Source organism: Patulibacter sp. SYSU D01012 (genome assembly GCF_017916475.1).
Classification (GTDB): domain Bacteria; phylum Actinomycetota; class Thermoleophilia; order Solirubrobacterales; family Solirubrobacteraceae; genus Patulibacter.
Map to the genome: position 1 here is coordinate 1,191,351 of NZ_JAFMTB010000001.1, position 12,489 is coordinate 1,203,839.

The 12,489-nt window shown below is 69.7% G+C and carries 9 protein-coding genes and 2 pseudogenes; all 11 read left to right on the forward strand.

Annotation, left to right across the window (positions count from 1 at the left end; all coding sequences use genetic code 11):
- Positions 1 to 62: 62 nt before the first annotated feature.
- Positions 63 to 527: pseudogene (locus tag J3P29_RS20665) on the forward strand (DNA-directed RNA polymerase subunit beta'); the annotation flags it as partial.
- Positions 528 to 932: 405 nt separating this feature from the next.
- Positions 933 to 4,130 (forward strand): annotated as a pseudogene (gene rpoC, locus J3P29_RS05355) (DNA-directed RNA polymerase subunit beta'); the annotation flags it as partial.
- 565 nt (positions 4,131 to 4,695) lie between these two features.
- Complete coding sequence (locus tag J3P29_RS05360; protein WP_210491997.1) at positions 4,696 to 5,574, forward strand: DMT family transporter; 879 nt, start codon at positions 4,696 to 4,698, stop codon at positions 5,572 to 5,574.
- A gap of 90 nt (positions 5,575 to 5,664) precedes the next feature.
- Entirely contained in the window at positions 5,665 to 6,066 is a 402-nt protein-coding gene (rpsL, locus tag J3P29_RS05365; RefSeq protein ID WP_026912982.1) for a 30S ribosomal protein S12, read from the forward strand.
- Between the two features lie 3 nt (positions 6,067 to 6,069).
- Positions 6,070 to 6,540, forward strand: a complete 471-nt coding sequence (rpsG, locus tag J3P29_RS05370) for a 30S ribosomal protein S7 (RefSeq protein WP_210491998.1) — start codon at positions 6,070 to 6,072, stop codon at positions 6,538 to 6,540.
- Positions 6,541 to 7,012: 472 nt separating this feature from the next.
- Positions 7,013 to 9,100: an elongation factor G gene (gene fusA, locus J3P29_RS05375; RefSeq protein WP_210491999.1), complete on the forward strand. Its 2,088-nt coding sequence runs from the start codon at positions 7,013 to 7,015 to the stop codon at positions 9,098 to 9,100.
- Between the two features lie 112 nt (positions 9,101 to 9,212).
- Positions 9,213 to 10,397 carry an elongation factor Tu gene (gene tuf / locus J3P29_RS05380; protein WP_210492000.1) on the forward strand — a complete coding sequence of 395 codons (1,185 nt, stop codon included), beginning with the start codon at positions 9,213 to 9,215 and terminating at the stop codon, positions 10,395 to 10,397.
- A 194-nt stretch (positions 10,398 to 10,591) separates the two neighbouring features.
- A complete protein-coding gene (gene rpsJ / locus J3P29_RS05385; RefSeq protein WP_210492001.1) occupies positions 10,592 to 10,918 on the forward strand; it encodes a 30S ribosomal protein S10 in 327 nt (108 codons plus the stop codon).
- A gap of 5 nt (positions 10,919 to 10,923) precedes the next feature.
- Positions 10,924 to 11,541, forward strand: a complete 618-nt coding sequence (gene rplC / locus J3P29_RS05390; protein ID WP_210492002.1) for a 50S ribosomal protein L3 — start codon at positions 10,924 to 10,926, stop codon at positions 11,539 to 11,541.
- Positions 11,534 to 12,178, forward strand: coding sequence for a 50S ribosomal protein L4 (rplD, locus tag J3P29_RS05395; protein ID WP_210492003.1), 645 nt, complete (start codon positions 11,534 to 11,536; stop codon positions 12,176 to 12,178). The genes rplC and rplD overlap by 8 nt, the downstream gene beginning before the upstream one ends.
- 2 nt (positions 12,179 to 12,180) lie before the next feature.
- Positions 12,181 to 12,486 (forward strand): 50S ribosomal protein L23, encoded by a 306-nt coding sequence (gene rplW, locus J3P29_RS05400; RefSeq protein ID WP_210492004.1) that lies wholly within the window; start codon positions 12,181 to 12,183, stop codon positions 12,484 to 12,486.
- Positions 12,487 to 12,489 lie beyond the last annotated feature (3 nt).

The following is a 12,489-nucleotide window of genomic DNA, read 5'->3' on the forward strand; positions in this document are numbered from 1 at the left end:
CTCCCCAGGGGGCGCCGGGCCGACCCCGCCCCGCCAAGCACACGACAGGGAATCCCCACACCGTGCACGACATCAACACGTTCGACGCCATCGAGATCGGCCTCGCCTCCTCGAAGCAGATCCGCTCCTGGTCCTCCGGTGAGGTCCTGAAGCCGGAGACCATCAACTACCGCACGCTCCGCCCGGAGCGCGACGGCCTCTTCTGCGAGCGCATCTTCGGTCCGACCAAGGACTGGGAGTGCTACTGCGGCAAGTACAAGCGCGTCCGCTACAAGGGCATCATCTGCGAGAAGTGCGGCGTCGAGGTGACCCGCTCGAAGGTCCGCCGCGAGCGGATGGGCCACATCGACCTCGCGGCCCCCGTGAGCCACATCTGGTTCTTCAAGGGCGTCCCCTCCCGCATCGGGTACCTCCTCGACATGGCTCCGAAGGAGCTCGAGAAGATCCTGTACTTCGCGGCGTCCATCATCACCTGGGTCGACCAGGAGGCGCGCTGGCGCGACCTGCCCGAGCTCGAGCAGCAGGTGCAGGAGGACCTCGACCAGTCCGCCGCCATGGAGAAGGACGAGCTCGACGCGCTCGAGAAGTCCCTCGCCGCCCGCACCCAGTACCTGCAGGACGGCTCCCAGGACGGCTTCTCGGACGAGGACCACCTGTGGGCCGAGTCGCTCGACATCGCCGTCGGCAAGCTGACGGACGACGAGCGCAAGAAGCACCTGGCGGACACGAAGAAGAGCCTCACGGCCGAGATCGACGACCTCCGCTCGCACTACGAGGAGTCCCGCGCCCGCCTGCGCGAGGTGTGGAAGCTCTTCGCGAACAAGCTCGAGCCGAGCGACGACCCGCCCGCCGAGGGCGAGGAGTGGCCGCTGAAGGCCTACACCGACAAGCCGATCGAGAAGGACGACCTCGTCCCGCAGACGGTGATCGCGGACGAGACGTTCTTCCGCGAGCTCAAGATGCGCTTCGGCTCGCCGTACGGCTACGGCGAGTACTTCGGCGGCGGCATGGGCGCGGAGCACATCCGCGAGCTCATGCTCCTCAAGCCGGAGTACGACCGCGAGGCCCCGCGCCGCGACGTCGATCCCGAGCGCCAGCCGGGCATGGACCTCGACGTCCGCGACCAGCCGGGCATCTGCCTGAAGCACGAGCGCGAGGACCTCGAGGACCTCGTCAAGAACGGCAAGGGCCAGAAGCAGCAGCGCGCCGTCAAGCGCCTGAAGGTCCTGTCCGCGTTCTACGACCCGGACAACGCGCCGTACTACGCGCAGCCGAACAAGCCCGAGATGATGATCCTGGACGCCGTCCCGGTCATCCCGCCCGATCTGCGCCCGATGGTGCAGCTGGACGGCGGCCGCTTCGCGACCTCGGACCTGAACGACCTGTACCGCCGGGTCATCAACCGCAACAACCGCCTCAAGCGGCTCCTCGACCTCGGCGCGCCCGAGATCATCGTGAACAACGAGAAGCGCATGCTTCAGGAGTCCGTCGACGCGCTCTTCGACAACGGCCGCCGCGGCCGCCCGGTGACGGGCCCCGGCAACCGTCCGCTGAAGTCGCTGTCCGACATGCTCAAGGGCAAGCAGGGCCGCTTCCGCCAGAACCTGCTCGGCAAGCGCGTCGACTACTCCGGCCGCTCCGTGATCGTGTCGGGCCCGTCGCTGCGTCTGCACCAGTGCGGCCTGCCGAAGCTGATGGCGCTCGAGCTGTTCAAGCCGTTCATCATGGCCCAGCTCGTCGAGCGCAAGGACGCGCAGAACATCAAGGCCGCCAAGCGCCTCGTGGACGAGTCGCGCGAGGAGGTCTGGGACGTCTTGGAGCAGGTCATCCAGGAGCACCCGGTGCTGCTCAACCGCGCGCCCACGCTCCACCGCCTCGGCATCCAGGCGTTCGAGCCCGTGCTCGTCGAGGGCAAGGCCATCCGCGTTCACCCGCTCGTCTGCGCCGCGTTCAACGCGGACTTCGACGGCGACCAGATGGCCGTGCACGTCCCGCTGTCCGCCGAGGCCCAGGCCGAGGCGCGACTGCTGATGCTCTCGAGCAACAACATCCTGTCGCCGTCGAACGGGCAGCCGCTCGCCACGCCGTCGCAGGACATGGTCATCGGCGGCTACTACGTCACGCTCGGGCCGGAGCCCACGGAGCTGGAGGAGCTGCACCGCAAGCTCTACGCCGGCGAGTGGCCCTCCGACCTGCCGAAGCCGCGCGTCTTCCGCACGGCCTCCGAGGCGACCCTGGCCGACCAGCACGGCGGCTCGAAGCTGCACGACCTGGTCGAGTACCGGGCCGACGGCCGCGAGCCGGTCCTCACGACGCTCGGCCGCGTCATCTACAACGACCGCATCGAGCGGGCGCTGATCGAGACGCTCGGCGACGAGTACGACCCGTCGACGTACGTCTTCATCAACCAGTCGATGAAGAAGAAGGACACGAGCCGGTTCATCGACCAGCTCGTCCAGATCTACGGCCCGAGCACGATCGCCACGGTCCTCGACGCGTTCAAGGACCTCGGCTTCGAGTTCGCGACGCGCGCCGGCGTGACGATCTCGAAGAACGACGTCGTGATCCCGCCGAGCAAGGGCGAGATCATCAAGAAGTACGAGGGCATCGTCGCCGGGATCGAGGAGCAGTACGAGGACGGCCTGATCACGGAGTACGAGCGGCACGAGCTGATCGTCAACCGCTGGAACGAGGCGACGGAGGAAGTCGCCAACGCCATGGAGCAGCACTTCGACTCCCGGAACCCCATCTACATGATGGCCAACTCCGGGGCTCGTGGCTCGCTGAAGCAGATCCGTCAGCTGGCGGGCATGCGCGGCCTGATGTCGAACCCGAAGGGCGAGATCATCGAGCGGCCGATCAAGGCGAACTTCATGGAGGGCCTCGACGTCCTCGAGTACTTCATCTCGACCCACGGCGCCCGCAAGGGCCTCGCGGACACCGCGCTGCGCACGGCCGACTCGGGCTACCTGACGCGTCGTCTCGTCGACGTCTCGCAGGACGTGATCATCCGTGAGCACGACTGCGGCACCGAGGGCTACATCGAGCTGCCGGTGTTCGACGAGACCGGCGACCTCAACCCGAACCTGGCCGGCCGCATCGCCGCGCAGGACCTCGTGGTCGAGGGCGAGGTGCTGATCCCGAAGGGCGAGGAGATCGACAACCAGCGCGTCGTCGAGCTCGAGCGCCTGGGCACGCCGCTGGACCGCCCGACGATCCCGGTGCGCTCCGTGCACAAGTGCGAGGCGCTGACCGGCATCTGCCAGGCGTGCTACGGCCGCTCGATGGCCACGGGCCAGCTCGCGGACATCGGCGACGCGGTCGGCATCGTCGCCGCCCAGTCGATCGGCGAGCCGGGCACCCAGCTGACCATGCGCACGTTCCACACCGGCGGCGTCGCCGGCGCGGACATCACGCACGGTCTGCCGCGTGTCGTGGAGCTGTTCGAGGCCCGCAAGCCGAAGGGCCTGGCGAAGATCGCCGAGCACGACGGCGTCGTCGCGGTCGAGTCCACCGACAAGGCGCTGACGGTCGTCATCACCGACGCCGCGGGCGACGAGCACCGCTACACGTTCCCGCGCCGCACCCGCCTCTTCGTCGAGGAGGGCCAGCGCGTGACCGTCGGCGAGCAGCTCAACGAGGGCTCGCTGTACCCGCACGAGCTCCTCGAGCTCCAGGGCCGCACCGCGACCGAGCAGTACCTGGTCAAGGAGGTCCAGGCGGTCTACAAGTCGCAGGGCGTCGACATCAACGACAAGCACATCGAGCTGATCGTGCGCCAGATGCTCAAGCGCGTCCGCGTGGAGCAGAAGGGCGACACGGACTTCCTGCCCGGCCAGTTCGTCGACCGGAACGAGTTCTTCCGCGTCAACGCGCAGATCGAGGAGCAGGGCGGCGAGAAGGCGACGTACGAGGAGGTCATCCTCGGCATCACCAAGGCCTCGCTGAACACGGACTCGTTCCTCTCGGCCGCCTCCTTCCAGGAGACGACGAAGGTGCTGACCGACGCCGCCCTCGAGGGCAAGCGCGACGATCTCCTCGGCCTGAAGGAGAACGTCATCATCGGCAAGCTCATCCCGGCGGCGACCGGCCTGCGCCACTACCGCCGCATCGAGATCGAGCCGACGGAGCCGCTGCCGCACGCCGGTGACGTCGCCCTCCTCGAGGACGACGGCCTGCTCGGCGACCTGGGGCTGGAGGGGGCGCAGCCGTACGGCGACGACCTCTCGCAGGACCTGCGGGACCTCGAGCAGCTCGGCGGCACGCAGGGCGACCTGGCGGACGAGCTGATCGAGCTCGACGTGCCGCAGCCCGGCGACGACCAGGCCTGATCGACCGCATCGCCGCCGCCCTCCGGGGCGGCGGTCCGGCGCCCCCGCGGGGGTCGCCGCCGCACGCGCCCCGGTTCGCCGGGGCGCGTCGCGTTCCGGCTCCCGCGAGCGGGTCGGGCCGCTCGATCACGCGTCCGCCGACGGGGCGGCCCACCCGGCTCTCAGAGCACGGAATCCCTGTTCCGAACGGTGTTGCGTGTCAACTCCGTGGCAGTCCGGTTGCGGTCTCGCAAACCTTCGCCGAACCGGGGGTCCACCGGACGTCGAGACGCTACGGTTGCCCCACGACCGGCCGATGAACGACGCAGGACGGGGTACACGGACCGTGGCCCCGAGCACTCGACCCGGCCACCGCTCACGCACCATGCTGCAGCTCGGAATCGTCTTCGCCCTCCTCAGCGCCCTCGCCGCCAACCTCGGCTTCCTCTACAAGCACCGGGGGGCGAACGAGGCCCCCGCGGTCGACGTGCGCCATCCCGTGCGCACGGGGCTGGCGCTGTGGAAGAGCAAGTGGTTCGCCGCCGGCATGCTCGTCGGCGCCGTCGGCTGGGCGTTCCACACCGCGGCGATCGCCCTGGCGCCCATGTCGGTGGTGCAGGTGGTGCTCGCCGGCGGCATCGTCCTCGTGGCCGTGCTCGCCGACCGCGTCTTCGGGATGTGCGTCGGCCGCCGGCAGTGGGCGGGGCTGCTGCTCACCGGCCTGGGCCTCGCGCTGCTCGTGGTCGCCATGCCCGCGGCCAGCGACTCCCACAGCGGCTTCCGGGTCATGGTCCTCGCGGCGTTCGAGGGCGGCCTGCTGGCGCTCGGCGCGCTGCTGGTCCTCGGCGGGCAGCACGAGCGCGGCGCGCACCTGCGCGGCCCGCTCATGGGGCTCGCCGCGGGCGTCCTCTTCGGCGTCTGCAACGTCGCGGTGAAGGCCACGACGGGCGTGCTGGCGGCCGGGGGCAGCGTGCTCACGCCCTGGATCCTCGTCGCCGTAGCGGGCTCCGTGTCCGCCTACTACATCTCGGCCCGCTCGCTGCAGGAGGGCGGGGCGGTCGAGGTCATCTCGATCACCGCCACCGGCGCCAACGTCGTCGGCATCCTCGGCGGCCTGCTCGTCTTCGGCGATCCCATCGCGACCGACCCCGTCGGCATCGCCGTCCAGGTCGCCGCCTTCTTCATGATCGTCGTCGCCGCCGCGCTCCTGCCCGCGCCGCGGGCGGCGTCGGCCCCCGTCCCCGCCGGGGCCGCCGGGGTCTGAGTCCGCGGGGGCCTGCTTCGACCCGGCGCCGCACGCGGCCGCCGGGGCGCGGAGCACGCCCCCGGTCACCTTGCTATTGTCCCCCGTCGCATGCCCACGACCAGTCAGCTCGTCCGCAAGGGGCGCAAGCCCAAGGCGAAGAAGCTCTCCACCCCCGGCCTCAAGTCGGGTCCGGGGCGCAAGAAGAAGGTCGCCGCGCCCCAGCGCCGCGGCGTCTGCACCCGTGTCTACACGACGACGCCGAAGAAGCCGAACTCCGCGCTGCGCAAGGTCGCGCGTGTCCGCATCAGCTCCGGCATCGAGGTCACGGCCTACATCCCCGGCGAGGGTCACAACCTGCAGGAGCACTCCGTCGTGCTCGTCCGCGGTGGCCGCGTGAAGGATCTGCCGGGCGTGCGCTACAAGGTCGTGCGCGGGTCGCACGACGCCGCCGGCGTGAACGACCGCAAGCAGTCGCGCTCGCGGTACGGCGTCAAGAAGGGGAAGAAGTAGCCCATGGCTCGTCGCTCCAGCGCGGTGACCCGGACGCTCGAGCCGGACGCCGTCCACCGCTCGCGCCTGGTTCACCAGGTCATCAACAAGGTGATGCTCGACGGCAAGAAGAGCACCGCCGAGAAGATCGTCTACGACGCCCTCGCGATCCTCGCGGAGAAGACGTCGGGCGATCCGGTCGAGCAGCTCGAGGAGTCCATCAAGGCCCTCACGCCGCAGCTCGAGGTCCGCTCCCGTCGCGTCGGTGGCGCGACGTACCAGGTCCCGGTCGAGGTGCCCGCCCGCCGCTCGCGCACGCTGGCGATCCGCTGGCTCGTCGAGGCCGCCCGTGGTCGCCGTGAGCGCTCCATGGCCGCGCGCCTGGCGAACGAGCTGCTCGAGGCGCAGAAGCAGCAGGGTGGCGCCTACAAGAAGAAGGACGACATCTTCCGCATGGCGCAGGCCAACAAGGCCTTCGCGCACTACCGCTGGTAGCGCCTCGGCGCCCCGCGCCGATCGCCGTCCTCGAAGGCCCCGCACCGCGGGGCCTTCGTCGTCTTCGGGCCGCGGGCGCCGCAGCGCCGCGGGCAGCGGCTCCGCCCGCCGCGGCGTTCGTCGGCGCGGCGCGGGGGAGGGGCGGCGCCCGGGGCCGTTCCGCCGGCGCGGTGCGCTAGGCTGCCTCGACGCGACGGCGCCCCGGCGCCGTCAGCGTGATGGACGTCGCAGAGCGGACCGCTCCGCGGGCTTCGGGCCCCGGCGAGGCTCTGCTATAGTCCATCGCCGCTGCCCATTTGGTGCCGGTGCCCTGCGCGCCGGAGAACCGGGCGGCGGATCGCGCTTCGGCGCGACTCGCAGTACCTCCACGGCGCAGCACGACCCCGAGACCCCGGTCTCGTCGGCGTGTCGTCACCGCGGAGCCCCCGGTCCTTGCCTCACCAAGTCGTCTGCGTACCTCGAAAGCTCTTTCATGCCGCGTAAGTACTCCCTCGAGAAGACCCGGAACATCGGGATCATGGCGCACGTGGACGCCGGTAAGACGACCACGACGGAGCGCATCCTCTTCTACACCGGTCGCACGTACAAGATCGGCGAGGTGCACGAGGGCGCCGCGACGATGGACTGGATGGAGCAGGAGCAGGAGCGTGGCATCACGATCACCTCCGCTGCCACCACCGCCGAGTGGCAGAAGCACCGCATCAACATCATCGACACCCCCGGTCACGTCGACTTCACCGTCGAGGTCCAGCGCTCGCTGCGCGTCCTCGACGGCTCCGTGGCCGTGTTCGACTCGGTGGCCGGCGTCGAGCCGCAGTCCGAGACGGTGTGGCGCCAGGCCAACGACTACGGCGTGCCGCGCATCGCCTACGTCAACAAGATGGACCGCACGGGCGCCGACTTCGGCAAGTCCGTCACCACGATGATCGACCGCCTCGGCGCCAACGCCGTGCCGATCCAGCTGCCGATCGGCGCCGAGGCCGAGTTCGCCGGCATCATCGACCTCGTCGAGATGAAGGCCACCGTCTACAAGGACGACATCGGCAAGGACCTCGACGTCATCGACATCCCGGCGGACTACGCGGACGAGGCCAACGCCGCCCGCGAGCGCCTCGTGGACGCGGTGGCGGACTTCGACGAGGAGCTCATGGAGCTCGTCCTCGAGGACCAGGAGATCCCGGTCGACCGCCTGAAGAAGGCGATCCGCGCGGCCACGCTGGCGCTGTCGATCAACCCGGTCCTGTGTGGCTCGTCCTTCAAGAACAAGGGCGTGCAGCCGCTGCTGGACGCGGTCATCGACTACCTCCCGTCGCCGCTCGACGTCCCGGCCATCAAGGGCATCGTCACGGCGAAGGACGGCGAGACGACGGAGGAGGAGCGCCCGTCGGACGACGACGCGCCGTTCGCCGCGCTCGCCTTCAAGATCGCGACCGACCCCTACGTCGGCAAGCTCACGTTCTTCCGCGTCTACTCGGGGCAGCTCGAGGCCGGCTCGAAGGTGCTCAACACGAACACCGGCAAGACCGAGCGCATCGGCCGCATCCTGATGATGCACGCGAACGACCGCGAGGACATCGACCGCGTCTACGCGGGCGACATCGCGGCGGCCGTCGGCATCAAGCAGGTCTACACGGGCGACACGCTCTGCGACCCGAGCCACGCGATCGTCCTCGAGGCGATGGACTTCCCCGAGCCGGTCATCACGGTGGCCGTCGAGCCGAAGACGAAGGCCGACCAGGAGAAGATGGGCGTCGCCCTGCAGCGCCTGGCCGAGGAGGACCCGACCTTCCAGGTCAAGACGAACGAGGAGACCGGCCAGACCGAGATCTCCGGCATGGGCGAGCTCCACCTGGAGATCCTGGTGGACCGCATGCGCCGCGAGTTCAACGTCGAGGCCAACGTCGGCACGCCGCAGGTCTCCTACCGCGAGACCGTCCGCAAGAAGGTCGAGCACGTCGAGGGCAAGTTCGTCCGTCAGACCGGCGGCTCGGGCCAGTTCGGCGTGGTCTACATCGACATGGAGCCGGCGCCCGGCGAGGGCTTCGTGTTCGAGAACAAGATCAAGGGCGGCGCGATCCCGGTCGACTACCACAACGCCGTCGAGAAGGGCCTGGCCGAGGGCATGGACACCGGCCCGAAGGCCGGCTACCCGATGGTCGACGTGAAGGTCACGGTCGTGGACGGCAAGTACCACGAGGTCGACTCCTCCGAGGTCGCGTTCAAGATCGCGGCGAACATGTCCTTCAACGAGGCCGCGCGCCGGGCCAGCCCGGTCCTGCTCGAGCCGATCTTCAAGGTCGAGGTCGTCACGCCCGAGGAGTTCATGGGCGACGTCATCGGCGACCTGAACCGTCGTCGTGGCCGCATCGAGGGCATGGAGCCGCGCGGCAACGCGCAGGTCGTCACCGGCTACGTGCCGCTGTCCGAGATGTTCGGCTACTCGACCGACCTCCGCTCGGCCACCCAGGGCCGGGCCACCTACACCATGCAGTTCGAGCGCTACGACGAGGTGCCGTCGAACGTCGCCGAAGAGATCGTCGCGGCGCGGACCGGGAAGTAGTACCCGGACCGCACGATCACCCCGGCTCGGGCTACCCTTCATGGGTTCGCCCGACGCCGGAGCTGAACACCCCCAGCACCGACCCATCGAAGACCACACCTAGGAGCGATCAGTGGCGAAGGAGAAGTTCGAGCGCGGCAAGCCCCACGTCAACGTGGGCACCATCGGTCACATCGACCATGGCAAGACGACGCTGACGGCGGCGATCACGACCGTGCTGGCGAAGGCCGGCGGCGGCGAGGCTCGTTCGTTCGCGGAGATCGACAACGCTCCGGAGGAGAAGGAGCGCGGCATCACGATCTCGACCTCGCACGTCGAGTACGAGACCGAGAACCGGCACTACGCGCACGTCGACTGCCCCGGGCACGCCGACTACGTCAAGAACATGATCACGGGCGCGGCGCAGATGGACGGCGCCATCCTCGTGGTCTCCGCGGCTGACGGCCCCATGCCGCAGACGCGTGAGCACATCCTGCTGGCCAAGCAGGTCGGCGTCCCGTACATCGTCGTCTTCCTGAACAAGGCGGACATGGTGGACGACGAGGAGCTCCTGGAGCTCGTCGAGGTCGAGGTCCGCGACCTGCTCAACGAGTACGACTTCCCGGGCGACGACATCCCGTTCGTCACGGGCTCGGCGCTGAAGGCGCTCGAGGGTGACGCCGAGTACGAGCAGAAGATCCTGGATCTCGCCGCTCAGCTCGACACCTACATCCCCGAGCCCGAGCGCGCGCTGGACAAGCCGTTCCTGATGCCGGTCGAGGACGTCTTCTCGATCACGGGTCGCGGCACGGTGGCCACCGGCCGCGTCGAGCAGGGCGTCATCAACGTCGGCGACGAGGTCGAGATCGTCGGCATCCGCGAGCCGTCGAAGACGACGGTCACGGGCGTCGAGATGTTCCGCAAGCTCCTCGACCGCGGTGAGGCCGGCGACAACATCGGCGCCCTCCTCCGTGGCACGAAGCGCGAGGACATCGAGCGCGGCCAGGTCCTGTGCAAGCCGGGGTCCATCACCCCGCACACGAAGTTCAAGGCTGAGGTCTACGTCCTGAAGAAGGAGGAGGGTGGCCGTCACACCCCGTTCTTCTCGGGCTACCGTCCGCAGTTCTACTTCCGCACGACGGACGTCACCGGCGTCGCCAACCTGCCCGAGGGCACGGAGATGGTCATGCCGGGCGACAACGTCCAGATGGAGATCGAGCTGATCCAGCCGATCGCCATGGACCAGGGCCTCCGCTTCGCGATCCGCGAGGGCGGCCGCACGGTCGGCTCCGGCGTCGTGTCCGAGGTCATCCAGTAGCACGCAGCACCCGCTGAGTCGCGGGCGGCGCCGCCGCCCGCGACTCGCCGCCCCCGATCCGGACGCCCGTGTCCGGGCCGGGGCCGTTCGCTGGGCCGGGGCCGCAAGGCGCCTACCGCCAGCACCCGGATCCGCAAGGACCCAGCACCGATCTTTCCCAAGTCATCAGACGGAACGGACAGCAGAGAGCCCCGATGGCGACCGCCACACAAAACAAGATCCGCATCCGCCTCAAGGCCTACGACACGTCGGCCATCGAGTCGGCCGCGAAGGAGATCGTCGAGACGGCGCAGCGCACCGGCGCCACCGTCTCCGGTCCCGTTCCGCTGCCCACCGAGAAGAACGTCTACACGGTGATCCGCTCGCCGTTCAAGGACAAGGACTCGCGCGAGGCGTTCGAGATCCGGACGCACAAGCGCCTGATCGACATCCACCAGCCGACCCCGAAGACGGTCGATTCGCTCCAGCGTCTCGACCACCTCCCCGCGGGTGTCGACATCGAGATCCGACTGGCTGGGTGATCCGGATGGCAGCGATTCTCGCCAAGAAGCTCGGCATGACGCAGCTGTTCCTCGAGGACGGCTCCGTCGAGCGCGTCACGGTCCTCGAGGCCGGGCCCTGCCCGGTGACGGGCCGCCGCACCGCCGACCGCGACGGCTACGAGGCCGTCCAGCTCGCGTACGGCGCGACGAAGGAGAAGCACCTCTCCAAGGCCGAGCTCGGCCACCTGAAGAAGGCCGGCGTCGGCCCGCACCGCCACATCGTCGAGTTCCGCGACGCGGACGTCGACGTCGAGGTCGGCCAGGCCGTGACCGTCGACGCGTTCGAGGCCGGCCAGAAGGTCAAGGTCTCCGCCACGTCGAAGGGCAAGGGCTTCCAGGGCACCGTCAAGCGCCACGGCTTCGGCCGCGGCCCGGTGACCCACGGCTCGCACAACACGCGTGCCCCGGGCTCGATCGGCGCCGCCGCGTACCCGGCGCGCGTCTTCAAGGGCCTGCGCGGCCCCGGCCGCATGGGTGGCGAGCGCGTCACCCAGTCCGGTCTGGAGATCGTCCGGATCGACGCCGACGACAACCTGCTGATCCTGCGCGGCTCGGTCCCGGGCCCGCGCAACGGCCTCGTGGAGGTCCGTACCGATGCCTGATGCACCGATCCTGGGCGGCGGCACGCTGCAGCTCGACGATGCCGTCTTCGGCGTCGAGTTCAACGGCCCGCTCGTCCACCAGAACGTCCGTCACGAGCTGAACGCCCGCCGCCAGGGCACCTCCGCGTCCAAGACGCGCGGCCAGGTCTCCGGCGGTGGCGCCAAGCCGTGGCGCCAGAAGGGCACGGGCCGCGCCCGCGCCGGCTCCTCGCGCTCCCCGATCTGGACGGGCGGCGGCACGGTCTTCGGCCCGCAGCCGCGCCACTACACGTTCAAGGTGAACCGCAAGGAGAAGCGCGCCGCGCTGCGCAGCGTCCTGTCGCTGCACGCCGGCCGCGGCACGGTCGCCGGCCTCAACGTCGCGTCGTTCGACACGCCGTCGACGAAGGCCGCCGTGTCCACCCTGAAGGACTGGGACGCCACCGGCTCCACGCTGATCGTGCTCGGCACGGGCGAGGACCGGACGGCCCTGTCGTTCCGCAACCTGCCCAAGACCGTCGTGCTGCCCGCCGCGCACGTCGGCGTCGCCGACGTCGTCGGTGCCGGCCGCCTGCTCCTGACCGCCGCCGCGGTCGACGAGCTCGTGGCCCGTGCCACGGGCGAGGGCGCTCCCGCCACCACGGAGGAGGTCGCCTGATCATGGACGCGACCCAGGTCATCATCCGCCCGGTCGTGAGCGAGAAGAGCTACGTCCTCTCGACCGTCGGCAAGTACACGTTCCGCGTCCACCCGGACGCCCACAAGACGCAGATCCGCCAGGCGGTCGAGTCGCTCTTCGACGTCCACGTCGTCGACGTCAAGACGGCCAGCGTGAAGAGCAAGCCGAAGCGCCGCGGCTCCACCGCGGGCCGCACGCGCTCGTGGAAGAAGGCGATCGTCCAGGTCCGCGAGGGCGAGGAGATCCCGATCTTCCAGTCGCTCGACGCCGGCGCCGGCCAGGAGTAGGTC